Source organism: Desulfonauticus autotrophicus, assembly GCF_055381725.1.
In genome coordinates, this window is sequence record NZ_AP042395.1 from 1,648,739 (window position 1) to 1,673,433 (window position 24,695).

Annotated in this window: 21 protein-coding genes, 2 tRNA genes and 2 pseudogenes; 7 read left to right on the forward strand and 18 right to left on the reverse strand. The window is 37.4% G+C overall.

What is annotated here, in order from left to right; all coding sequences use genetic code 11:
• The first annotated feature begins 136 nt into the window (after positions 1-136).
• Positions 137-1,372: an HDOD domain-containing protein gene (locus tag ACZ42F_RS09385; RefSeq protein ID WP_029968226.1), complete on the forward strand. Its 1,236-nt coding sequence runs from the start codon at positions 137-139 to the stop codon at positions 1,370-1,372.
• Between the two features lie 36 nt (positions 1,373-1,408).
• Here ACZ42F_RS09385 and ACZ42F_RS09390 read toward each other — a convergent pair whose 3' ends face one another.
• The 4 genes from ACZ42F_RS09390 to ACZ42F_RS09405 form a co-directional block, all read right to left on the reverse strand.
• Positions 1,409-1,744, reverse strand: a complete 336-nt coding sequence (locus ACZ42F_RS09390; RefSeq protein WP_029968223.1) for a hypothetical protein — start codon at positions 1,742-1,744, stop codon at positions 1,409-1,411.
• Positions 1,741-2,202 (reverse strand): DciA family protein, encoded by a 462-nt coding sequence (locus ACZ42F_RS09395; RefSeq protein WP_464278788.1) that lies wholly within the window; start codon positions 2,200-2,202, stop codon positions 1,741-1,743. Before ACZ42F_RS09395 ends, ACZ42F_RS09390 begins: the two co-directional genes overlap by 4 nt.
• A complete protein-coding gene (locus ACZ42F_RS09400) occupies positions 2,190-3,290 on the reverse strand; it encodes a glycosyltransferase (protein ID WP_464278789.1) in 1,101 nt (366 codons plus the stop codon). The genes ACZ42F_RS09395 and ACZ42F_RS09400 overlap by 13 nt, the downstream gene beginning before the upstream one ends.
• 59 nt (positions 3,291-3,349) lie before the next feature.
• Positions 3,350-3,436: transfer RNA gene (locus ACZ42F_RS09405), tRNA-Leu, on the reverse strand.
• 133 nt (positions 3,437-3,569) lie between these two features.
• Here ACZ42F_RS09405 and ACZ42F_RS09410 point away from each other — a divergent pair.
• Positions 3,570-4,517 carry a bifunctional riboflavin kinase/FAD synthetase gene (locus tag ACZ42F_RS09410; RefSeq protein ID WP_029969781.1) on the forward strand — a complete coding sequence of 316 codons (948 nt, stop codon included), beginning with the start codon at positions 3,570-3,572 and terminating at the stop codon, positions 4,515-4,517.
• Positions 4,511-6,319, forward strand: coding sequence for a chloride channel protein (locus ACZ42F_RS09415; RefSeq protein WP_464278790.1), 1,809 nt, complete (start codon positions 4,511-4,513; stop codon positions 6,317-6,319). The genes ACZ42F_RS09410 and ACZ42F_RS09415 overlap by 7 nt, the downstream gene beginning before the upstream one ends.
• Positions 6,320-6,323: 4 nt before the next feature.
• Here the strand turns inward: ACZ42F_RS09415 and ACZ42F_RS09420 are convergent.
• From ACZ42F_RS09420 to ACZ42F_RS09485, 14 genes and pseudogenes are all read right to left on the reverse strand, one after another.
• Positions 6,324-8,080 (reverse strand): annotated as a pseudogene (locus ACZ42F_RS09420) (ABC transporter ATP-binding protein).
• Positions 8,077-8,700: a polysaccharide deacetylase family protein gene (locus ACZ42F_RS09425; RefSeq protein ID WP_464278791.1), complete on the reverse strand. Its 624-nt coding sequence runs from the start codon at positions 8,698-8,700 to the stop codon at positions 8,077-8,079. The pseudogene ACZ42F_RS09420 and the gene ACZ42F_RS09425 overlap by 4 nt, the downstream one beginning before the upstream one ends.
• The gene (locus ACZ42F_RS09430; RefSeq protein WP_464278792.1) at positions 8,697-9,089 is read right to left on the reverse strand and encodes a polysaccharide deacetylase family protein; all 393 of its coding nucleotides are present in this window, start codon (positions 9,087-9,089) and stop codon (positions 8,697-8,699) included. The genes ACZ42F_RS09425 and ACZ42F_RS09430 overlap by 4 nt, the downstream gene beginning before the upstream one ends.
• Positions 9,082-10,149 (reverse strand): glycosyltransferase family 4 protein, encoded by a 1,068-nt coding sequence (locus tag ACZ42F_RS09435; RefSeq protein WP_464280247.1) that lies wholly within the window; start codon positions 10,147-10,149, stop codon positions 9,082-9,084. Before ACZ42F_RS09435 ends, ACZ42F_RS09430 begins: the two co-directional genes overlap by 8 nt.
• The gene (locus ACZ42F_RS09440; protein WP_029970188.1) at positions 10,139-11,359 is read right to left on the reverse strand and encodes an O-antigen ligase family protein; all 1,221 of its coding nucleotides are present in this window, start codon (positions 11,357-11,359) and stop codon (positions 10,139-10,141) included. Before ACZ42F_RS09440 ends, ACZ42F_RS09435 begins: the two co-directional genes overlap by 11 nt.
• Before the next feature lie 14 nt (positions 11,360-11,373).
• Positions 11,374-12,420 carry a glycosyltransferase gene (locus ACZ42F_RS09445; RefSeq protein ID WP_464278793.1) on the reverse strand — a complete coding sequence of 349 codons (1,047 nt, stop codon included), beginning with the start codon at positions 12,418-12,420 and terminating at the stop codon, positions 11,374-11,376.
• Complete coding sequence (locus ACZ42F_RS09450) at positions 12,411-13,514, reverse strand: glycosyltransferase (RefSeq protein WP_029966393.1); 1,104 nt, start codon at positions 13,512-13,514, stop codon at positions 12,411-12,413. The genes ACZ42F_RS09445 and ACZ42F_RS09450 overlap by 10 nt, the downstream gene beginning before the upstream one ends.
• Positions 13,501-14,271: a nickel pincer cofactor biosynthesis protein LarB gene (gene larB, locus ACZ42F_RS09455; RefSeq protein WP_464278794.1), complete on the reverse strand. Its 771-nt coding sequence runs from the start codon at positions 14,269-14,271 to the stop codon at positions 13,501-13,503. The genes ACZ42F_RS09450 and larB overlap by 14 nt, the downstream gene beginning before the upstream one ends.
• Positions 14,271-16,049 carry an amino acid ABC transporter permease gene (locus ACZ42F_RS09460; RefSeq protein ID WP_464278795.1) on the reverse strand — a complete coding sequence of 593 codons (1,779 nt, stop codon included), beginning with the start codon at positions 16,047-16,049 and terminating at the stop codon, positions 14,271-14,273. The genes larB and ACZ42F_RS09460 overlap by 1 nt, the downstream gene beginning before the upstream one ends.
• 77 nt (positions 16,050-16,126) lie before the next feature.
• On the reverse strand, positions 16,127-16,954 hold the full coding sequence (locus ACZ42F_RS09465; protein ID WP_464278796.1) for an ABC transporter substrate-binding protein: 828 nt from the start codon (positions 16,952-16,954) through the stop codon (positions 16,127-16,129).
• A gap of 47 nt (positions 16,955-17,001) precedes the next feature.
• Positions 17,002-17,731 (reverse strand): annotated as a pseudogene (locus ACZ42F_RS09470) (amino acid ABC transporter ATP-binding protein).
• Positions 17,732-17,848: 117 nt separating this feature from the next.
• Positions 17,849-17,925, reverse strand: a tRNA-Arg gene (locus ACZ42F_RS09475).
• A 169-nt stretch (positions 17,926-18,094) separates the two neighbouring features.
• Positions 18,095-19,531 (reverse strand): bifunctional metallophosphatase/5'-nucleotidase, encoded by a 1,437-nt coding sequence (locus ACZ42F_RS09480; protein WP_464280248.1) that lies wholly within the window; start codon positions 19,529-19,531, stop codon positions 18,095-18,097.
• Positions 19,465-19,761, reverse strand: a complete 297-nt coding sequence (locus tag ACZ42F_RS09485) for a hypothetical protein (RefSeq protein WP_464278797.1) — start codon at positions 19,759-19,761, stop codon at positions 19,465-19,467. The genes ACZ42F_RS09480 and ACZ42F_RS09485 overlap by 67 nt, the downstream gene beginning before the upstream one ends.
• Before the next feature lie 180 nt (positions 19,762-19,941).
• Between ACZ42F_RS09485 and ACZ42F_RS09490 the strand changes: the two genes are divergently transcribed.
• From ACZ42F_RS09490 to ACZ42F_RS09505, 4 genes are all read left to right on the forward strand, one after another.
• The gene (locus tag ACZ42F_RS09490; protein ID WP_464278798.1) at positions 19,942-21,111 is read left to right on the forward strand and encodes an ABC transporter substrate-binding protein; all 1,170 of its coding nucleotides are present in this window, start codon (positions 19,942-19,944) and stop codon (positions 21,109-21,111) included.
• 77 nt (positions 21,112-21,188) lie between these two features.
• The gene (locus ACZ42F_RS09495; RefSeq protein ID WP_464278799.1) at positions 21,189-21,896 is read left to right on the forward strand and encodes a Bax inhibitor-1/YccA family protein; all 708 of its coding nucleotides are present in this window, start codon (positions 21,189-21,191) and stop codon (positions 21,894-21,896) included.
• Positions 21,897-21,928: 32 nt separating this feature from the next.
• Complete coding sequence (lpxK, locus tag ACZ42F_RS09500; protein ID WP_464278800.1) at positions 21,929-22,942, forward strand: tetraacyldisaccharide 4'-kinase; 1,014 nt, start codon at positions 21,929-21,931, stop codon at positions 22,940-22,942.
• Between the two features lie 13 nt (positions 22,943-22,955).
• Complete coding sequence (locus ACZ42F_RS09505) at positions 22,956-24,695, forward strand: ribonuclease R family protein (RefSeq protein WP_464278801.1); 1,740 nt, start codon at positions 22,956-22,958, stop codon at positions 24,693-24,695.

Here is a 24,695-nt window from a genome sequence, read left to right on the forward strand (position 1 = left end):
ATGTATAGTCCAAGGCACCTAAAAAGTAAAACAGAATATCTTTAAAAAGAGATTATTTATTGACCTGCTCGGGTAAATTGGCTTAAAGTAAAACTACTTTCCAAGATGAGTACTTAGACGCTAAGGAGGCCTTTGCATGGGTGTGGTAGGAATTGAAGAATTAAAGCCAGGGATGATTCTGGCTAGTGATATAAAGACAGTTAACGGCAGACTTATCCTGCCCAAGGGCTTAACTTTAGAAGCAAAACATATAGAATACTTAAAATCCTGGGGTATCTCCAGAGTAGCCATAAGTGGAAGTAGCAGTAGTAATTCTTCCACCAAAATAAAAATTAGCCAGGAAGATTTATCCAAACTGGAAAACTACCTTTCCCCCTTTTATGCCTGTAACGACTTTTCCAAGCCCTTTGTTAAGGCCATGTATTACCTAGCCCTTACCAGACTGGCTAAAAAACTAAATCAGGGCTGGAAAATCCCAGATGAAGATACCTTTATCCCTGTGGATGACGGTTCCTACGAAGACCTCTTTTTTAAAGGTGAAGGGGATTTTAAAACCCTGGTTCAAAAGGAAGTGGAGCTTATTTCCTTTCCTGATATTTACTTTAAAATTGTAGAAGCCATTAACTCTCCCAAAAGCTCCGCAGACTACATTGCCAATGTGGTTAGCAAAGACCCCAGTTTGTCAGCCAAGCTTTTACGCCTGGTAAACAGTCCTTTTTACGGCTTAAGCCAGAAGGTAGAAACCATCTCCAGGGCAGTAGCTATCGTAGGCGCAGATGAACTCTCCACTCTGGCTTTAGGCATTTCTGCCATGAGTGTCTTTAAAGACATTCCAGAAAAACTCATTGATGTGCGCTCCTTCTGGTTGCACTCCATTAGTGTGGGAGTAATTGCCAAACTTTTAGCCCAACGCAGTAACCTGGAACCTGAAAAGTTCTTTGTAGCAGGCTTACTTCACGATATTGGAAGACTGGTTCTCTTTAGACAACTACCCAGATTAGCCACTGAAGCGCTAATCTACTCTTATTCCAATCTTGTACCTTTAGTAGATGCAGAAAGAGAGGTAATTGGTTTTGACCATGCCCTGGTAGGAGCATCTTTAATTCAGGCCTGGAAGCTTCCCAAAACCCTAGGAGAAGCCATAAAACTACATCATTATCCCGGGCCTTATAAAAAACTGGAAGAAGGCCTTATCCACCTGGCCGATTTTATGGCTATAGGCCTGCATGTAGCTGAAAAAGGTTCAGTGGTCTTACCCCAGCTAAATCAATCTATCTTTAATTTTATCAATATCAGTAAAGATGAATTAAAATCTCTGGTCAACAGAGCAAGCACAGAAATAGAAGAGATAACCAGGATATTTTTGCACTAATAAAAAGCCCTCTTCTTGAAGAGGGCTTTTCTATTTTTAAGCAGAGGCAAGCCTTCTGGTTTGTCTTTTTAGGCGATGAATTTTCTTGCGGATAATCTCTCTTTCTTTATTGCTTTTGGCCTCTAATTTGGCAGCTTTTAATTCTCTAATTTTCTGTTTTAATTCTCTAATCTTAGACTTATACATGGCATTGGACTTGCCTTCCTCTTCTGTAATTCCCAACACCTCTTTAATGTTGGCCAAAAGCTCTTCCTTGGTCATTCCAGAAGCCCCAGTAATCTGGGGAATTTGCTCAATAACCAGCTGCCTGAGCTCTTTAGCAGTCATTTTCTCCAGGGGTTTTTTTAATTCAATTTTAATCTCTTCACTCACTTTTCTTCCTCCTTTTGCGCCTCAATTTCCTGAAAATACTTCACATAAGCCAAATAACAGGAATAAAGGGGTGGATATTTTTTCAATTTTTCACCGACTTTTCCCAGTTCACCTCTTGGCTTAGTTATTTGATAGCTTTTCGGCGCAGGGACTGTTATTCTATTCAGTGGGGTTTCATTCCTTAACAACTTCACCTGTACTTTGTCAAAGGCCTGCTGCCCTAAAAAATTATTTACTTTATTTAAAATTTCCAGGCTTAAAAAATGCGCTTCCTGCAAAAAAAGACTATCCTTAGCTCCAACCATTAAAACCTTTCCCTTTCGACCTAAAGGAAAAATATATGCTGCTAAAGGCTCCCCCAGAACTTGTTCCCATTGTTTCCAGAGAGATACAAATAATACCTGTTCTTTCCCTATTTTCTCAAAGTTTTCTTTAATCAGGTCTGCTAATTTGTACATAACTTGGCATATATCTGCTTTAACTCTTGCACATGGTTTTCAAAGCTCACCTTTTCTATTTCTTTTTTACCCTTGTTAACCATATTTAAAGCCAGCCTTTTATCTGACAAAATCTTTTCAATGGCTCTGGCGAGTTTATCCCTATCATTTTCTACAACCAAAGTTCCTCCAGGTACCACTTCTACCGAAGGCACATAAGGAGAAACAATAGCAGGAACGCCGCAATAAAGCGCTTCCAAAACTACATTCCCAAATCCCTCATAAGCTGAGGGGACAACCAACAAGTCTGCGTCTTTTAAAAAAGAACCCACATTTTGCTGATATCCAACAAATAAAACCTTATCTTCTAAACCAAGTTCTTTAGTAAGTCTAAAAAGATTGTTTCTCTCCACTCCATCACCCACCAGAACTAACACAGCGTCAGAAATATTTTGCACCACTTTTTGCATGGAGCTAATAAGCAAATTGAAATTTTTCTGCTCTACAAACCTGCCAATCCCCATGACAATTTTTTTGTCTTCTAAATTATATTTACCTCTCAAAATAGGCTTTACATCTAACCTTTCAAACTTAATGGAGTTGTAGAGTAAAAAACACTCGCTGCGAGCAAAATTGTGGTCTTTTTTTATTATTGACATTACAGCCTTAGAATTTCCTATATAAGCGTCTGTACCAAAAGATAAGAGCTTATTAGCCAGCCTTCTGTGTGTTTTTTGTTCTCTTTTTATGTTGTGTAAATGTGTAATAACTCTTGTGCTTAAGTTTAAACTGGCCAATCTACCAAAATAATCCCCAGAAAAATGCAAGGTATGCACAATATCTGGTTTAATTTGTCGCAATACCTTTCTTAATTTTAAAACGGTATCTAAACGATAAGTATTTAAACCTTTTTTCCCCTGATTTAGGTTAATTAAAGGCAGGTTAGCAGCAATAAAGTCCTTTACCTTTTCTCCTGTGCCAGAGATATTAATTACCACAGGCTCTATTTCTGCATCTGTTTGAAGTTTACTTACTAAATCAAAAAGCCAGTTTTCCACCCCTCCAAAGGGTAGTCCACCAATTACAAAAGCTACTTTAATTTTTTCCATTAGTTGTCTCAAAAGAAGTTAAGGTGGGAATAAAACTATAGTTCATCTTGGATTGGATTTGGTGCCGAAGGGGGGACTCGAACCCCCACGGGCGGATGCCCACTAGACCCTGAACCTAGCGTGTCTACCAATTCCACCACTTCGGCACGTGGATTTTTGATTATATAGATAAACTCAACTCTTGGCAAGAAGCAAAATAAGCTTATTTTTTCTTCGCCAGCCAAAAGTTGCCTGTCTTGTTTTTTTTTATTAGACTCTTCTTTTTGTGAGGATAGTTAAATGAAAATTAGCAGAAGCCTGGAAGAACTCAGCCAACAACTCTCTGCCTCCTGTGTAACCATAGGCAATTTTGACGGTGTACATATTGGGCATCAACAACTAATCAAAAAAACCAAAACAAAGGCTAAAACTCTGGGCATACCCAGTGTGGTAGTGACCTTTGACCCTCATCCCTTAAGGGTTTTGGTGGATAGTAAAACTCCTCCCTTTATTACCCTTACTGAACAAAAAATAGAGCTAATCTCCAAGCTAGATATAGATTATTTGTTTTGCCTTCCCTTTAATAAAGAGATAGCCAGGTTAGAACCTGAAGAATTTGTGTATACCTATTTAGTACAGGGGTTAAAAACCAGAGAGCTCCTGGTGGGTTATGACTATGCCTTTGGTAAAGGCCGTAAGGGTAATTTTCAATTGTTAAAAAAATTAGGGGAAAAATGGGGATTTCGCGTGGAGCAATTGCCTCCAGTGATGTATGATGGAGCCATTGTTAGCTCCACAAGGATAAGAGATTTAGTAAAAGCAGGGCTGGTCTGGCAGGCTCGTCCTCTTTTAGGCAGGTTTTATCAAGTTAGAGGTAAAGTAATCGAAGGTAAAAAAAGGGGAGGGAAACTGCTGGGATTTCCCACCGCCAATATTCAGTTAAAAGACGAACTTTTCCCCAAAACAGGAGTCTATGCAGTCTGGGTGGAAGTGCTGGATTTAATCAAAGCTGGAGTAGCCAATATTGGCTATAACCCTACCTTTGGCAATGACTACCTTTCTGTGGAAGTACACATCTTTGACTTTAAAGAAAATATTTACGGCAAAAAAATAAAAGTGCATTTTGTACAACGACTCAGAGATGAAAAAAAATTCAATTCTCTAGAAGAATTAACTGCTCAAATCCAGAAGGATGCTTTACTGGCCAAGGAAATTCTAAATTTACCTGAAGCTGCAATAATATGCTAAAAGTAATTTTAAAATCCTTAAAACAACTCTGGCAAGAAAGTTTAAAAATCTACCACATTATTACCAATGCACGCTGGTTAATGTTGGGGGTACTTACAGGCATTCTCTCAGGAGTAGCAGCTGTCTTGTTTTTTTTCGGAGTGGAAGGGGCTAAATTTTTACTATTACACACCCTTGCGGGGTTAAGTCTGCCTGCCCCTAGTGGAGAAGAAATTTTTCACTCTCACGCCTCTCTTACTGCCAGTAAACCCTGGCTTATTCCTCTATTCACCACCCTGGCAGGTTTAATTACTGGTTTATTGTTGCTTCGCTTTGCCCCTAAAAGCCTGGAAGGAGGCACAGACGGCACAGATAGCATGATCAAGGCCTTTCACCAACAAGACGGGATAATCGGCCTTTTGGCTGCCCTGGTCAGAGGTGGTACTTCTATTCTCACTATAGGTGCTGGCGGTAGTGCTGGACGAGAAGGTCCTATTTCTCTCATTGGTGCTGGAATAGGCTCCTTTCTGGCTCAAAAGTTAAAGCTATCCCCCCAAGAACGGAGACTACTTTTACTTACAGGTGCAGCTGGGGGGTTAGGCGCTATTTTCAGGGCTCCTTTAGGAGGCGCCCTAACTGCTGTGGAAGTAATTTACCGGGAAGACTTTGAGGCCGAAGCCATCTTACCGGCTGTTACCTCCTCAGTGGTAGCCTATACTATCTTTACCCTTGTCTTTGGCTCAGACCCCATTTTTAATATCCCAGATTTTAGATTTTCAGACCCTAGGGAACTAGTTTTTTATATTGCGCTGGCCCTATTTTGTGCCTTTACTGGCCAGTTTTATGTAAAAACTTTTTACTTTATTAAATATAAATTTTTCTGGCCCTTAAAAGAAAAAATAGGCATGCCTTTTACTCTAGCTGCTGGAGGACTGTTGATGGGAATCTTGGGCATGCTTTTCCCTCAACTTTTAAGCGGAGGCTATGGCTGGCTGGAAATGGCCATCTGGGGCAAGCTTTCTCTTTTAACCATGCTCTTTATTCTTATAGGCAAAACCATTGCCACTTCTATTACCCTGGGTTCTGGCATGAGTGGAGGCATGTTTGCTCCTGCCCTTTTTGTAGGTGGCATGTCTGGAGGCATCATAGGCTATATGGGGCAAATATTTTTCCCTCAAATCATTACCCAGCCTGGAGCTTTTGTCTTGGTTGGTATGGCCTCTTTTTTTGCCGGGATTGCCAATGCCCCTATTGGCCCTCTTGTCATGGTTTGTGAATTTTCTAAAGGATATGGCTTGCTAGCTCCTTTAATGCTTTCTTCTGCCATCTGCCTGGTATTAAACCGCAACATTTCCCTTTATGAAAACCAGGTGCACAATAAATTTGAATCCCCTGCCCATTTTGACGAAGCTGCCATCAATGTCCTGGAAAACTTACAGGTAAAGGATTACTATCAACCTAAAAGGGTCAGTACTTTTGAGGAATTTACTTCTTTTCCTGCTATGCTGGATGTTGTAGCCCACAGTAATGATTTTTATTTTCCAGTAAGGGGAAAAGATCAAGTTATAACTGGCATAGTCTCTGTCCAGGATTTGAGAAGGGTATTGTTTGAAGATGTGTTAAAAGACCTGTTGGTAGCTAAAGATGTAGCCAGAAAGCCCTATACAGTAACCACTGAAGACAATTTATACACTGCCCTGATTAAATTTTTGGAAAGCGATTTTGGACAACTACCTGTATTGTCTCCCCAGGATCCCACCCATATTGTAGGGCTTCTAGCCAGAGAAGACGTATTTAAGGCCCTGCACAAAAAAGAGCACTAAAAAATTATTCTCTAAACTGCATTTCATATATTTTACGATAAAGTTCACAATTATTTAACAACTCTTCATGCTTTCCTATCGCCACAATTTCTCCCTGATTTAAAACTACAATTTTATCAGAACTCAAGACAGTAGATAACCTGTGGGCAATAACAATACTGGTCCTTTTGGCCATTAAATTATCCAGAGCTTTTTGGACTATTCTCTCTGATTCTGTATCTAAGGCACTGGTGGCTTCATCTAAAATTAAGAGAGGAGGATTCTTTAAAATCGCTCTGGCAATGGTAATTCTCTGCTTCTGCCCTCCAGAAAGTTTTACTCCCCTTTCTCCAATCACAGTATCATATTGCTGAGGTAGTTTCATAATAAAGTCATGAGCATAAGCAGCTTTGGCTGCAGCAATCACTTCTTCTTCACTGGCTTCAGTTAAACCGTAACGAATATTCTCCCTAATCGTAGTGTTAAACAAAAAATTATCCTGAGAAACTATACCCATAAATAATCTCAGGCTAGTCAAAGAATATTCTTCTAAAGGTAAACCATTTAAAAAAATGGTTCCTTTTTGTTGAATGTAAAACCTGGGAATCAAATTTACCAAAGTACTTTTTCCTGCTCCACTGGGACCTACAATAGCTACCTTTTCACCATTTTTTATGGTTAAATTAATATTCTGTAAGGCTGGTTTTTCTGAGCCTGGATAAGTAAAGGTTACATCCTTAAATACCAATTCCTTAAAAGGAGGTTTTAATTCCTTTTCTCCTGCTCTTTCTATGGCCAGTTCTGGAGAATCTAAAATTTGAAAAACCCTTTCTGCACCAGCTAAGGCCTTTTGAATAGTCAGGTTGGCACTAGTAAGCTTTTTTAAAGGGTCGTAAAGCATAACCAGAGCAGTCATAAAGGAAAAAAGGTGCCTGGAGTAGATTCACCAGCAACTACCTGGCTTCCTCCATACCAGACCACAAGGCCTGCGCCTACAGCCCCAATAAACTCCATTACTGGAGAAGAAAGCTCATTATATTTAATTTCTTTAATAGCAATATTAACTAACCTAGAATTTTCCTTTTGAAAGTTTTTATCTTCCTTTTCTTCTGTAGAAAAGGCCTTTACAACCTTTATTCCACTAAATATTTCTTGCAAAAAAGAAGATATATCTGATATTTTACTTTGATTTTTTCTACCCAGCTTTCGCAACTTTTTGCCAAAATAAATAAAAGGGTACACAGCTACAGGTAAAACTAAAACAGCAAAAGTAGCCAGATAAGGGTCTCTATAAAAAACCACAAACAAAAGACCCAACATGGTAAGAACCTGACGTATAAGCATAACCAAACTGGGAAGGCTGGCTCTAATTAAAGTAACATCACTTAAAATCCTGGACATGAGCATTCCTGTTTGGTTCTCATCAAAAAAATATATTGGCAATCTAACTATTTTAGAGTGTAGTTCATTGCGTAAGGTTTCTAAAACTTTCAGTCCACAGTAATTCATCTCATAGTTTTGCAAAAATCTAAAAATCCCCTTTATAATAAAAACAACAACCAAGGCAATGGGAATAAAAATAAGGGCCTGTTTATCTTTGTTGATAAAGATATCGTCTAAGGCTGGTTTTACCAAAAAAGCTGCAGCAGCAGAACAAGCAGCTACAATCGCCATGGAAATCAGGGAAATAAAAATCCTAAACTTATAGGGCCAAAAGTAACTAAGGCATCTTTTAAAAAGTTTTAAACTATGAACATCTTTTATTTCTGAGGTTAATTTCATTTTAGTTCCCAAGTATAAGTTGTAGTTTTTTTATCTTCCTTTTTCTTGCGAAAAAACTTAAAAAATATCATGGAGCTCAAAAGATTACTTTGTATAGTCAACCTTGTTTTAAACCAATTTAAATCTTTTTTTCGCCCCACTCCTAAGCGATGAAAATAATAGGGGTTAGTTCCATAACCATTTCTAAATCTCTCTAAAGTAAAGGCTCCCTTATAGCCAGCAGTTTTTAAAGCCTTAAGACTTATCTGGTCAAAATGTCCCCAGGGCCAACAAAAAAACTGCTCATCCTGCTTATTTATTTCCTTTATTCTGGCCAAGGATTCCTGAAAATCCTTACAACAAAATTCATACCGCTCTTGTTCGGTCCTGCGTCTAAACTCTATTTTATCTCGACCTTCTTTAACCGGCCAAAATCCATCATAAGCATAAGCACTCCCAATATCAAAAAAGGGATAATTGTCTTGAGGTTTTTCATAAATACCCCAAACTGACCAATGACTTTTATCCTTTAACACGCCTTTAAATTCCAAATTCTTAAAACATCCCTGGTGTCTTTTAGAATGACTATAAACCTCATGACCAAAATCTTCAATCAGGGCCCTTAATTCCTGAAGGGTCATAAATTGAGAATAATCTTTTTTTCTAAGGCCAAACGAAAGGAAGTGGAGAGCTTTTTTAAGTCCGTAATTTCTTTAGGATGCCGAACTCTTCCTTCAACAATGAAATCACTTACTGCAAAAAAAACTGCTCTAAAACCATACTTTTGCAACAGAGGAACTGCAAACTTCCAATTACTTAAATGACAATCATCAAAGGTAAGAACAACATACTTATCATCTATATATTCTTTACCTTTTACTATTCTATAAAGCTTACGTACGCTTATAGTCTTATATCCTTTCTCTTTTAAAAACCTTAGATGGCTTTCAAAGATAGCAAGAGGATGACCACCTGGGGTACCTACATCATGATAACAGAGAATGGGAATTGTTTTAAAGAAACTAACCATTATTTTTTTGTAATAACTCTTTATATATATTTAAAAGTTTTTGAGTCTTCACTTCTGGCAAAAATAATTTTTGTAAAGGGATTATTTTACTTTTAATCTCCTCTCTCAAGCTCTCCGAAGTTATTAACTGCTCTAAATACAAGGCCAGTTGCTTGAAATCTCCTGGCTTAAACAAAAAACCTCTTCCCTCTAAAACTTCAGGAATTCCTCCTACTTTTGAGGAAACTATAGGCAAACCTGCAAAAATAGCTTCCAAGAGTGTATTGGGCATACTTTCACTTAAAGATGGAATACAAAAAATATCCATTATCTGAAGATAGTCTGCGATATTTTCTTTATGTCCTAATAAATGAACAATGTTATCTATTCTTAATTCTCTACACCTTTTTCTCCATTTTTGAGTAGCACCTAAAATTAAAACTTCTATAGGCAAATCCCTTAAGATAAATACTGCTTCCAATAAAATAGAAACTCCTTTTACTGCTGAATCCCCAGCAATAGAACCTATAACAATCTTGTCTTGTTTTATCCCTAATTCATTCAATATTTCTTCTGGGGTATGTTGCGCTTGAATACGATTCAAAGGCAAACAATTATAAATAACTTTTAATTTTCTTTTTGGTACTCCTAATTGATGAAGTTTTTGTGCACAAGCATAAGAGTTGGCAGTAATACAATCTATACCAGGAGACCAGTAAGGAAGAGGATTAGAAGGTCTAAAAACTACTCCTCTATGTGTAAGCACAACAGGTTTAACCTTATTTTTAAAAAACAGACTCCACCACGCTATTTTTTTTACAGCCTTATTATGATAGGCATGAATTACATCTGGTTTAAAATCTCTTAAAAAGTTAAAAAAGAATTTTTTCCACTTTTTCTTGTTTTCAGGTAATTGAACCCACCTGATTTTAGTACTCTTATTTATAATAGTTGAACCAGAAGGGACAATAAACACTCCTTCATGTCCTAACTTAGACAAAAACTCTAAAGTATATAGAGCTTGTCTAGTCCCACCACTACTAGTAGAAGATGAGGAAAAAAGATAATTTTCATTTTTTATACAGACTACAACAAGAACCTATAGTTATTCCCATAATGCTCATTGCCATACCAAGCCACCAACTACGAAAATAATTATGTGCGCTAAAGGCCGTCATTAAATACCCAGCATATGAAGCTAAAAAGAAAACTGGAAGAAAATACATGCTCTTTTTATAAATATATTTTATTTTCCCTAAGCACCACCAAAAAGTCCCAAATAAAAAAAAGTTGCCCAGCAAAAAACCGACTATTCCACCCTCAGCTAATAGTTGAAAATAAATATTATGAGGATGAGGAATGTGATTAGAATTTTTTTTATGGATAATTCCAAGTTTATTATAGGCATTAGGATAAGTATTAAAACCAGAACCAAACACAGGATAGTGTTTAAATATAGTTAGAGCTGTATTCCAAAGTTCAAAACGAGGATCTTCAGCCAAAGTCTTAATATTAATTCTTGAAGGTCCCCACATTAATAAAGAACCAATTACACAACCTAAAACTAAAATTTTTTTCCAGCTAAACCCATAAAAAAACAAAAGTATGAACATACAAGCAACTAAAAAACCAAACCAACCACTTCTGGTTTTAGAACCATATAATAAAAATATAGCAGGAGAAAGCATAATCATAGAAATTACTATACGTAATTTAAAATTTTTAATTTTTTCTTTTAAAGATAAAATTAAGGCGAACATAATAGGAATAATCAAAGACATAAGATTACCAACTCTAGGGGTAGATAGAGAGCCTGTTAATCTATTCCCCCATATTTTGGTATTGTGGACAATATCATAACCAAATATTGCTTGATAAACTCCATCCAAGCCTTCATAAAAACCCATAATAGAAAAAACTAAAACAAGAATTTGTAAGTCCTTTAAAGACCTAACAAATTCAGTCCCTACCAAAATTAATAAAAACCCCTTATATACATTATGAGATATAGCTACCCATGATTCATGTCTTTCTATACTTATAAAGGTAGAATTAACTACAATATAAATTAAAAACAGAAAATAAACCCACTTTAGACTAAATTTTTTTAAATTACTAAAAGAATAACCTCCAAGAATGTAGTAAAAAATCAGACAAACGGCTGAACCAACAGAACCTATTTCTCTAAATGCTATACCTAAAGGAAAAAATAATATATAAAAAATAAAAAAGAATTTCATTAAAAGATAAAAAAACTCTTCTTTCTTTTCTTTAAGTAGACCTATATCCATCTATAATCTCCTAATCATTGAATAAAACTTTTATACTCTAAAACCTTTTTCCCTAGATTTATCTTATAAGCATTTTCCCAAAAACAAAATTTTATCTTACAAAGTTTATTTTTATCTATCATTAAGCATTTTTTTATTAACATACTCAAGTCAAACTCAGAAGCCTGAGATAACAATAAACCTTCCCATTCTCTAGGCCAAACCTCCCGTACTCCACCCACATCTCTAGCCACACAAACAAGTCCCTCAGCCATGGCTTCAAGCAAACTATTGGGCAAACCTTCACTATAGGAAGCTAAAATAAAAACATCTGCCTTACGCAAAATTTTTCTTACATCCTTTTGAAATCCATACCAGGTAACTCTATCTTCTAAATCCAGTTTCCTGGCCAATTCTTTTAGCTCTTGCTCGCACCTGCCTGTTCCCACCACATGATAATGGAAATTATACCCTTCTCTTTTTAGTTCTGCAAAGGCCTGTAAAACATCTTTATGCCCTTTATCTGGATTTAACTGACTGGTTGAAACAAACTGCAAAGGAGTGTTTACTTTATCAGGCGGAGAAGGTCTGACTTCCTTGCCAGTCATGATAACTGTTATTTCTTCTGGCTTTAAAAAGGGTAAATTTTGTAGCAATCCTCTTTTTATATATTCACAAGGAACCAATATCCTGGGTTTAATCCACTTATGCATCAGTCTAACATCTAATTTATTTTTCATATCGCCAGGAAGTCCAACCCTATGAATAACAGGTATATTCAAAATCCTGGCAGCAATCCCTGCAGTGCGCATATCTTTGCCCACATTTACTATTACTCTGGAAATATTTCTTTTTTTAAAAAAATTAATAAACCAGCTTATTGCTAAGGGATTATAGTCTGGTCCAAAATTAACTGCATAAGCTTCTAGTCCCATTTCTTTAGCCCTATCCAAAAAAGGACCTTTTCTGGCCAAAATGACACTTTCCATATCTGTATATTTCTTTAAGCCCTGAGCAAGTTCTAGAGTCCAGGTTTTTACTCCTCCCCATTTATGAGTGGAATTGACAAAAGCTATGCGCATAACAAACTTAAATAAAGCTCTTTAGTTCTTTTATACATTGCCTCTAAAGAAAACTCCTGCTCTAGTTTCTCTGTATTAGCTGCTGGTAAACTCAGAGCTTTTTGTATATTTTCTAAAATAGAACAATTTGAATCTATAAACCTAATTCTAGGATAATATTCTTTAATTTCTTCAATACACTTGCTATATCTGGCCAAAATAGGAAGCCCCCAAAACCCAGCTTCCAGCACCACTCCTGGCATTCCTTCTATACCTGGCTCAGAAGTAAAAAATAACAAATCAAAAACAGAATAGTATTTGTTTACATCCTTTACTTCACCAGTAAAAACAAAGTGCTCTTTAGCAAAAGAAGGGATTTTTGACTGCCAATATTCAATATTACCCCCTCCAACTATCAAAAACAGAAAATTTTTATCTTGCTCCAATACCTTTAAAGCTGAATCTATAAAAAAATCCAGCCCCTTGCCCTTAGCAATCCTACCTACAAAGCCAATAATTTTCTGTTGATTATTGGTTACTATTTTCTCCCTTAATCCTCTATTAACATTATTCAAATCCACTTCAAGTCCATTATGAAGTATTAATATTTTATTTTTTAGACCAAAGCTATTTTTTAGATAAAAATCAAGTGCTTCTTTAGATACAAAAAGAATTTTATCTGTAAATAAAAGATGTATAATGTTTTCTTCTAGAGCCTGTTTTTTTTTATGTATCCATGAAGAAGCATACCAGTGCAATTTAGCCAAGTGCACATTAGCTATCTTTACCTTTACTCCAGCTAAACTTGCAGCTAAAATCCCAGAAATATTTCCTCCCAGAGAATGAGTATGGACAATATCGGCCCCATATTTTTTAAATAAAGAGCTTAACTTATATATACCTACAGGGTCCCATTTTCCTTTTAAAGGAAGAAAATGGGTTTTAACGCCCAATTCTTCTAACTCAGAAAAAAATATTCCTTTATCCTTATAAGTTACTACATGAACTTCAAAATCTTTAGTAAGCAAAGGCAGCAAGGAACGAAGTCTTCTTTGTACCCCTCCTATGTTCAAGTTATTGGTAACTCTAAAAACTACAGGTTTATTCTTTAACATTTTGCAATAAATTTAAAATCTTGCCTGCCAGCACCATGGCCCCAAAGCCATTATCAATATTCACCACGCCCAGGCCAGGTGCACAGGAGTTTAACATGGCCAGTAAGGCCGTAACTCCCTGAAAATGGGTACCATAGCCCACAGAAGTAGGCACTCCTATGATAGGTTGAGATAAAAGTCCAGCTAAAACGGAAGGAAGGGCGCCCTCCATGCCAGCAACGGCTATAATTACCCTGGATTGTTCTAAAAAAGAGAAATACGCTTCCAATCTATGCAGGCCAGCTATCCCCACATCAGCAATAAAACCAACCCTATAATCAAAAAACAATCCGGTATAATAGGCCTCCAATCCCACCTTTACATCAGAAGAGCCAGCACAAACAACCAGTATATCTCCTTCTGGAGAAAGTGTGGGGTCCAATTTTTTATTAGCAACTAAAAGCTCTGCTTCTGAGGAATAAAAATGTAACTGAGAAGATAAATTTAAATTTTCATATTTATAATTATCTAATTTGGTAATTAAAAAAGACCTGTTCTCTTTATAAAAATTTTCTACAATAACTTTTAGCTGCTCTACAGACTTGCCTTTGGCAAAAACTACCTCTTCAATGCCGGTTCTAAACTTTCTGGATTCATCCAAGCAAAGATCAGCATTAAGTCTCTTTAAGCTAAGTTTGCTAAGCTCTCTAAAAAAATCTTCTTTGGATATGTTTTCTTTTTCTAAAAAGACATTTAACTTATCTAAAATATCACTCATTACATAGTAAGCCTAAAAGTATCTGTTTCCAGTTTCTTCTCCAGTTTATTGGCAAAAATACTCATGGAATAACAGCAGATAAAATAAAGCATGGCTACTGTTGTATAAATCTCAAAAGGATAAATCATAAGCCTGTTGTTCAAGCTTTGAGCTACAAAAGTAAGTTCTAAAACACCAATAACATAAGCCAGAGAAGTATCCTTAAAAATAGCAATGAATTGCCCTACTATAGCAGGAATCATCTGTTTTAAGGCCTGGGGCAAAATAATTTTACGCATGGTTTGGAAGTAAGTAAGTCCAGTACTATAGGCAGCTTCAAATTGTCCTTTGGGAATATTTTGAATGCCTCCTCTTACTATCTCAGCCAGGTAAGCGCCGGTAAAAATAGTAAGAGCAATAGTAGCACTCCAGAAAACATTAATATAAGTTTTAGTAAAGATGGGTACAAAAAAGTAAACCCAAAAAATAACCATAATTAAAGGATTGCCTCTAATCAATTCAATATACAAAAGAGAAGGTATTCTAAACAATCTATATTTACTGGTCCTGCCCAAACCAACTACAAGACCGATAAAAAAACTTACACTAATGGCAATAACAGACATAATAACAGAAAAGGCCAGGCCCCCTAGACCCCAAAAGAAATCTCCAGGCTCTTTGGAAGGAAAGCGCCAAATCAAAAGATAACGAAAATTATCCACCACCACTTTCCAGTTTAAGTTAATTATCCCTGACAAAGCTTTATATATAAGAAAAATCAAAGCGGAGACAAAAGACACCTTTAAAACTAAAACTATAATTTTATTTAAAGCTACTAACAATCTATGTGTAAACAGGCTTAGTCCAGTTAGTTCCAGTTTATTTTCTTTTCTCTGGAATAATTTTCCCACCCAGGAAAATAGCTCTAAAATAAAACTAAAAGGAGAAAAGACTATATCTGCCAAGATATGTGTCCAGTTTTTATCTTCCTTTGGGACCAATTGCAGTTTGGCATTTACCAAGTTTAAAATTCCTGCAATAGAAAGGGATAAAGATAAATAAATAAAAGTAGCAGCTGTAGTAGCTTCAAAGCCTCTAAAGGTAAGTGATTCTATTTGTTGAGATTGCCAGCAAAGTTCAGGGACCCCCACCACCATGGCCAGAGATGAATTTTTCATGTTATTTAAAAATTCACTACCCAGGGGTGGAATAATAGAGCGAAAAGCAAGGGGTAAAATAATTTTGCGTAATACCTGAAAATAAGAAAGGCCCGAAGAATAAGCTGCTTCTAACAATCCCTTGGGAATAGATTGGATACCAGCCCGAATAACCTCAGCCATAAAAGAACCTGTATAGATGGAAAGCCCCAGGGTTGCACTAATAAATTCATAGTTTTGGGAAAATAAAAATTCTCTCCAGGCTTCAGGCAAGGCTTGAGGCAAAGCAAAATACCAGAAAAAAAGCTGAACTAACAAAGGAGTATTGCGAAAAAACTCTACATAGACAGTGGAAAAATAATAGTAAGGTTTAAAAGAGGATAGCCTACCCAAGCCAAAAATAATACCCAGAAGTAAAGCTAAACCAGAACTAATAAGAGAAATTTCAACTGTTAGCTTTAAACCTCTGATTAAGTAATACCCTAAATTTTCGCCATAAGTTTCATTAACTGTATAAAGCACAGACCAATCAAACTTATAGCCAAAATCAAAAACAAATCCCCAGTAATAAACCAGGCTCACTAAAATGCTAAGTAAGAGCACATTTTGCAACCAGTTTCTTTCTAAAATATAGCGCCACATTCTCTACATCCATTAAAGAGTTTTTTGATAAAAAAAGGCCCAGGGCACACCCCGGGCCTTTTTAACTACTTATTTTTTTAGGGCCACATTTCAATAGTACGAGTAAGAGGAAAGTAGTAAGGAGTATCTGGGCCATACCATTTGTTGTAAATCTTCATATAAGTGCCATCTTTCCACATATCTTGAAGAGCAAAATTAACAGCATCTCTCCAGTCAGAATCATTTTCAGGCAAGCCAATGCCATAAGGCTCATCGCTAAAAAAATCACCTACCAGTTCATACTTACCAGGTTCTTTAGCTGCATAACCAAGCAAAATAGTGGAGTCAGTAGTCCAGCCAGCAACTCTATCCATTTTTAAGGCTTGGAAACACTCTGACTCTTTTTGAAAAGAGATAACATTCTTTTCATAATTGGGGTCACCTAATTTCTTTAACAGATTTTTTACATTAATTTCAGAAGTAGTTCCCTGCTGGGTAGCAATCTTTTTACCAATAAAGTCTTCCCATTTTTTATAGCGACCTTTTTTGGCCAAAATTTTCTGCCCATCAAAAAAGTAAGTAATGGAAAAGTCTATGGACTTATCCCTTTCTCTTTTATGGGTCATATTGGCTACGGACATGTCAATTCTGCCTTGCTGGACAAAAGCAATTCTGGTTTTGTTATTTACAGCCACTCTTTCCAGCTTGCAGCCAAGTCTTCTGGCAATTTCTTCAGCAATATCCACATCAAAGCCAACCCACTCGCCCTTTTCATTATAAAAGGCCCCTGGAATGGAATCGGTCATGATTCCAGCCCGAATCACTTTGGTCTTCATTACCCTTTCATAAGTAGGGCCAGCATAGGCCAAACTGACCAGCACCAAAACCGCAATCATTCCCAAAAACACAGTTCTTAGTTTAAACATAAAAACCCCTCCCTTTTGTATTTTTAAAGTTATACCCTAAAAACCTCTTAATGACTCAAGATTTTACTCAAAAACAACTTGGTCCGTTCACTCTTGGGATTATTAAAAAAGGCATCAGGAGTATTTTCTTCTATCAGCCTGCCATCATCCATAAAAATGACTCTATCTGCCACTTCCTTGGCAAACCCCATCTCATGAGTAACCACCACCATGGTCATTCCCTCTCTGGCCAACCCCTTCATAACATCCAAAACTTCATTAATCATTTCCGGGTCCAGGGCTGAAGTGGGCTCATCAAAAAGCATAATCTTAGGCCGCATGGCCAGGCCCCTGGCAATAGCTACTCTTTGCTGTTGTCCTCCAGAAAGCTGAGGGGGATAGACATTGGCCTTGTCAGGAATATTTACTTTGGCCAAAAGCTCCATAGCTAAATCTTCAGCTTCCCGCACATCCATTTTACGCACCAAAATGGGGGCCAAGGTAATATTTTCCAAAACGGTCATGTGGGGATAAAGATTAAATTGCTGAAAAACAAAACCTATTTCTGCGCGCAAGGCTGTAAGGTTGGTCTTGGGAGAATTTACATCCACTCCATCTACTAAAATTTTACCCTTTTGAATGGGCTCTAGCCTGTTAATACAGCGAATAAGGGTACTCTTGCCCGACCCACTAGGCCCGCAAATAACTACAACCTCACCCTTTTTTTATTTCTAAATTGATATCCTTAAGCACATGATGTTCGCCAAACCACTTGTTTACATGCTCTATCTTTATCAACGCTAACACCCTCTCCTTAAACGAATTGACGCAAAAATCCTTACCAAAGAGCTTTCCCCTTAGCAAGAAGGGAAACAACTCTTTAAATAATTTATAAAGACTGTTTTAAAGGTAAAATGGCCCGCCCTGAGGGATTCGAACCCCCGACCTGCGGATTCGAAGTCCGACGCTCTATCCAGCTGAGCTAAGGGCGGGAAATAAAAAAGTTATTTACCAGAATCAAGCTTTAAACCAGTGATAATTAAGGCAAGAGCAATCAAAGCTACCAACAAAATAAATCCAGGACCCATAGCACCCTCCCATATTCTTTTAAAATTTTTTATCTAACCTTTTTTTTATCCAAGAGCAATAAAAAGATTTTCTCTAGAGTTCCTCCAGAGGATAAAATTCTTCCTCTACTCCTCTAAGCAATTTTCTTTCTTGCACAAATTCCAAAAAAACCTCTGCATCAATAAAGCCAAGATCTTCCTTAGCTTTTATCTTCTTAAAATCTAAATAAAAATCACCTCCCCTGGCAACAAAGCTATTGGTTACCAATAGATACTTTTCTTCTAACTTTAGAGGTTCCCATCTATTATTGCGATATATGACCAAATCCACTATTCGCCTTCCCAAGGGATTAGCCCTTCTAAACTTGAACTTAGCTCCATACAGATAGGGAAAAGGGCCAGTCCTACCCTGCAAAGCTCTATCCACTGCTTTTTCTAAAGCAGTCTTCAACTCCTTTCCAGATAGTTCAAACAAAACCAGGCTGTTACCAAAGGGCAAGACTTCGTAAATATCAGCCACGGTAATGGACCCTTTAGCTAGGGAAGTCCTTACTCCACCAGCATTTTGCAAAGCAAGATCTACCCCCAGATATTTAGTTTTTAAATACATAGACTTAGCTACCAAAGGAGCTAAGTCATTTCTTTTATCTTTTCGAGGTATACGAATATTACTCAAACTTTTAAGGACTTTTCCTACTACTTTCTTTTTGAGTTTTTCTACTTCTTTGGAGTAATCCAGTATGTTTTGTTCTACTTTCTTATTCTTTTGAGAAGATACAAAGAAAGCCTTTTGCCTTGCTGTTAAGCCCTGTATTCCTGTTTTCGAACCAAGCAAAAATATAATTCTAGAGTCCTTTTGCCAGCTATTTTCTAAAATTACACCTTGTCTATCAAAAGCCACCTTAAGATCACCTAGTACATACCCCCACTTCCAGGCAGTAACCACTAGGACAGGTTTATTATGGTTATATACAAGAGTAGGATAAGGTCCTTCAGAAGGAAGTCCTAACTCCTCTAATTTTCCTAAAGGTGTATGAGAATGTCCTCCTACAATAATGTCAATATCCTCTACTTCCCGGGCTAGTTTTATATCCTGTTTATATCCAAGATGACTTAAGACTATTACTTTATTTATACCCATCTTTTTAAAAAGCTGAACAAAATCAGAAGCAACTTTTTTTACATCTTTAAAGCCTATGTTATTACCAGGACTAGATATGTTTTGAGTGTCTGGAGTAGTTAATCCTAAGATAGCCACCTTTTCCCTTCCTATTTGCATAATAATATACTTTTTAATCTTACTTTGTAACTTATTTGGTTTTTTAAAATAAATATTAGCACAGAGAATAGGAAAATTGGCCCTGGAAACAAATTTCTGCCAAAGGACTTCAGGCCCCTTATCAAACTCATGATTTCCAAGAACCATAGCATCTAAACTTAAAAGATTTAGACTGGTAATATCTGCTATTCCTTGAAAAAAGGTATAATAAAGAGTACCCTGAACTGCATCTCCTGCATGTAAAAAAAGAATATTTTTATCTTGTTTTTTTCTTTTTGGACATAATCAGCAATATAGGCATATCCACCCACCAAAATTTTGCTATTACCTTTTTTCTGCTTATTTATGGTTAAAGCCAAAGGGTTTAAGTGAGAATGAGTGTCGTTTACATGTATAATTCTAAGAACAAAACTTTCTGAAAGATCTTTACTGTTTATAATCTCTTGCTTTTTTACACAAGAAACAACAATAGCACTCAGCAAAAAAATACAAACTACCAACAGCCATCTTTTTTTCTCATAAATCCTCTCCTTGCCTATCTGGCCTTAATTTAGCCAAGTGTTATCGAAAAAATTTTATAGACAAGAAAAAAATAATTCACTAAGCCCACTCTTTTTAAAGAAATCTGTACTGGAGGGGTAAAATATATGCAAGCTATTCTTATGAAAATGGTAATCTCTTTTCTCTTAATCCTTACTTTAAATAGCCCAGTATTAGCTCAGGATGTGTTAACAATTGGTTTCAACCTTCCCATGAGTGGAGAAAATAAACAAACAGGCATCTCAGCCAGAGACGCTGCTGAAATGATTAAAGAAAGAATCAACCTACAGGGTGGGCTTACCATTGGAAGCAAGAGCTATATTCTAAAGTTTATCTACGAAGACAATGACTTTGATCCTAAAAAAGCCCAATCAGTAACCCAAAAACTAGTAGAAACAGACAAGGCTCTGGCCATAGTTGGCCCCATGGCCAGTAGGCAGGCCGTACCTGCAGGGGCAATTGCCAACAAACTACAAACCCCCATGATATCTCCCTGGTCCACTAACCCCAAAACCACCCTCAATAGACCCTGGGTATTTAGAGCTGCTTTTTTAGACCCCTTTCAAAGCGATGTGGCCATAAAATTTAGTGAAAAACTTTTTAAACCCCAAAAAGTAGCTGTAATTTTTGTAAAAGATGACGATTATTCTAAGGATCTGGCTGAGCTTTTTAAATTAAAATGGGAGCATAAATATGGTACAGGAACAGTAGTGGGTTTTGAAGGTTTTCTCACTGGCAATAACGATTTTACTCCTTTAGTTAAAAAAATTCTTAAAGATAAACCAGATTTGATTTTTCTTCCCTGCCATTACTATCAAACCGCCAATATCATGAAGACCCTGCACACACTGGGCTGGGAAGGACCTATCATGGGTACAGATTCTTGGGGCTCTGCGGATCTATTTAAACTCTGTGGACGAGATTGTGTAGGACATTTTTTCTCTACCCACTATACTGCTTTAGGAGCAAAAGGATTAACCCAAAACTTTGTTCAACAATTCCAGAGAAAATATAATTATTTGCCTGACGACCCAGCAGCCCTTACTTATGATTCTATTAACCTCATCTTCCAAGCCCTAAAAAACAGCGGAGATTTATTTAACCAGGCTGACTCCATAACCAAAAAAAGAGCTATCCTTCGTTTTGCCTTATCTAAAATCCAACAATTTAACGGTGTTACTGGAAAAATGAGCTTTAACTATCAAGGTGACCCCATAAAATGTGCGGTAGTAGTAAAAATCAATGAAAAAGGAGAGTTTGTCTTCTCTGAATCTGTTTGCCCGGAAGAATAAATTTAATTTAAAAAAGGTTGCCATTTGGCCAAGATGCGCTTAAACCATAAATATTAGAATGTATTCAGGAGGAAAACATGTCCAATTGGCAATCTTATTCACCCACGAAAGCCCGCGTAGAAGTGCTCAACGCCTTTATGCGGGGAGTTTATCAGTGGATGGCTCTAGGCTTAGGCCTTACAGGTATCATAGCTTATTTCACGGCTACTAGTCCTACCTTACTGCAAATTATTTTCGGCAATCCCCTGGTAATGTGGGGGCTCTTAATTGGTGAACTACTTTTAGTTGTAGGGCTTAGCGCAGGGATAAGCAAACTCTCTGGCTCCACAGCCACATTTCTCTTTTTGCTCTATTCTGGACTAAATGGCCTTACTCTTTCGGCCATATTTCTCGTCTACACTACCTCTTCTATTGCTTCTACCTTCTTAATCTGTGCTGGAATGTTTGCGGCCATGTCCATCTATGGACTTACCACCAAAAAAGACCTTACTTCCCTGGGTAGTTTTCTCTTCATGGGCCTCATTGGTATTATCATTGCTTCCATAGTAAATATCTTTTTGAAGAGTTCCGCCTTTCAGTTTGTTATCAGTGGGATTGGCGTAATTGTTTTTGTGGGACTTACTGCTTATGACTCCCAAAAACTAAAGCTAATGGGAGAAAGCGCCCCCTATGATGATGCCCTAGCAATTAGAAGGGGGACCATCCTGGGTGCCCTTACCCTATACCTGGATTTTATTAACCTCTTCTTGATGTTACTTAGATTTTTTGGTCAATCCAGAGAATAAAAAAGGGGGGACCTTCCCCCTTTTTCCCAACAATGAATCCAATTATTTCTTCCCTTCTTTACCCCCTGGGTCTTACCTATGCTGGTTTGGTTAATCTGCGCAATAAATTTTACAGCCGCCAAAAAGTATCTCTGGGCTTGCCCACCATTTCCATAGGCAACATATCTGTAGGTGGAACCGGCAAAACCCCTTTTACTCTTTATCTAGCTCAAAAGATACACTCCTGGGGACAAATACCCTTTGTTTTAACTCGAGGTTATAAAGCCAACCCTCCCACCTATCCTTTTGCCGTCAGCCCCACAGATAGTCCTAATACAGCTGGAGATGAACCCCTCTTACTAGCTAAACAGGGATTACAGGTCATAATTGACCCCAACCGGGTACGAGCAGCGCAATTTGCCCTGCAAAACTACACTCCCACCTCTTTTTTATTGGACGACGGTTTTCAGCAAACCAAAATCTTTAAGGATTTGGACCTGGTTCTTCTGGCACCTAGGGACTTTTACAACTGGAATCGCCCTCTTCCCAGCGGCTATTGGCGGGAAGGGGAAAAGGGATTAACCCGAGCAGATATTTTTCTGGTAAACCTGCAGGGTAACAATCTGTCCCTTCTACAAAAACTGGCCACTAAGAAACTAAAAAAATTTTCTAAACCTCTTCTTTTTTTTGACTATAAGATAACATATCTGGAACATGTTCAAAATAAAGAACAAACTAAAAAACTAAAAAATTATTTGCTTATAACCACCCTTGCCAATCCTCAAAAAATAGTTAAAAGTCTTCTCAACTTTGGCTTAAATCCCCCAGACCTACATCTCTCTTACCCTGACCACTACTTCTTTAAACCTCACGATAGAAAAAAGATTTTAAGGATTATAAGAGAAAAAAAGTTAAATCTGGTGTGTACAGAAAAAGAAAAGGATAAACTGGTAGGCATTTTAAATACGCAAGACATTTGGGTTATTAAAAGCCACATTGTCTTCTCTTCAAAAGAAGAGGAAGATTTACTGCTGCAAAAAGTAAAAAATATTTTACAAATTAAATAAGATAAGGAAGATTATGAAACAAAAAATAAATAAACAGGAAATACTTAGAATTTTTCGTAAAAAACAAAAACCTTTAACTCCTAAAGAAATCTACACTCTTTTAGGCAAGAAAAAACACCTCAAAAAAGCGGTCAAAAGAATTCTTAAGGAACTGGAAGAGCAGGGGAAAATCCTCAAAACAGGAAAAGCCCTGTGCCTGGTGGAAAAATTGCCCCTGGTAAAGGGAGTATTAGAAATTCAGGGTTCAGGCATAGGTTTTGTCATTCCAGAAGATAAAAGGCGCAAGGATATCTTTGTACACCCCAACAACTTTGAAGACGCCTGGCATGAAGACGAAGTCCTGGTAGCTATCTTACCCTTTAAAACAGGTAAAAGCCCAGAAGGGCGTATCGTCAGAGTTCTAAAAAAGAAAAGGGAAAAAATCGTAGCCAAGGTAAAGCAAAAAATTGGCTCTCAGGTGTATTTAACTCAACCTACGGATTTAAGGCTTCACTTTTCCCTGGTCATAGAAAGTCCAGAAAAGTTACAACCAGGCTCCCTACTTACTTTAAAACCAGAAGCCCCTCTAGAGCCTTCTCTCTGGTCTGCTACCCTGGAAGATGTTTTAGGTCCAGAAAAAGACCTGAGTGTGCAGGAAAAAATGGTCAAAATAAACCATCTCATACCTACAGACTTTCCTGCTCAAGTTCTCAAGGAAGTAACAGAATTGCCTGCCCACCCCAAAGAAAAAGACTTTGACCAGCGTACGGATTTGCGTTCCCTGCCTTTTGTTACCATTGATGGGGCCAAGGCCAGGGATTTTGACGATGCCATCTGTGTGCAAAAGACAGCCCAGGGCTATAAACTTTTTGTGGCTATTGCTGATGTCTCCCACTATGTGGACTTTGGCTTTGCTTTGGACAAAGAAGCCCTGGAAAGAGGCAACTCCTATTATTTCCCCCTCTCAGTAGAGCCCATGTTCCCCCCGGCCCTATCCAATGGTCTTTGCAGCTTAAACCCCCATGTCCCCAGGTTGGTCATGGTTGCAGAAATGGACTTTAATAAGCAGGGACAAAAACAAAAGGCCAAATTCTATCCTGGAGTAATTGAAAGCAAATTTAGGCTAACTTACACCCAGGTACACCAGGCCCTGGAAAAAGGAGATACTCAGGCTAAAAAAGAAGTGGAGCCTGTTCTTCCCATGCTGGAATTAGCTTATGAACTTGCCTCCCAGTTAAAAAAACTTCGCCAGCAAAGGGGCAGTATTGACTTTGACTTACCAGAACCAGAAATTCATTTTAATCTGCAAGAAGGCCTTCTGGAAGTAAGGCCAAGGCTTAGGTATTTTTCCCATCAGGTAATAGAAGAATTTATGATTGCTGCCAATGAAGCAGTGGCTGAATTTTTAGAAACAAAGGAAATGCCCTTTTTATATCGTGTCCATCCTGCCCCTGACCCTGAAAAGTTAGCCTCTTTATTTAAACTTCTAAAAACAACCACTTTAGCAGAAAAACTTCCTGAAAAAACCTCTCCTAAAGACCTGCAGGACCTCTTAAAAAAAGCAGAGCACACTGAACTCGCCTTTTTGGTCAATCGCTTACTTTTAAGGTCCATGATGCAGGCCAAATACAGCCCTGTAAATGAAGGCCACTTTGGCCTGGCTTCTCTTTCCTATTGTCACTTTACCTCTCCCATTAGACGCTACGCAGACCTGGTGGTACACAGGGCCTTAAAAAAGGTATTGGTGGGAGATTTTCCCCGAAAAAGAAGCTAA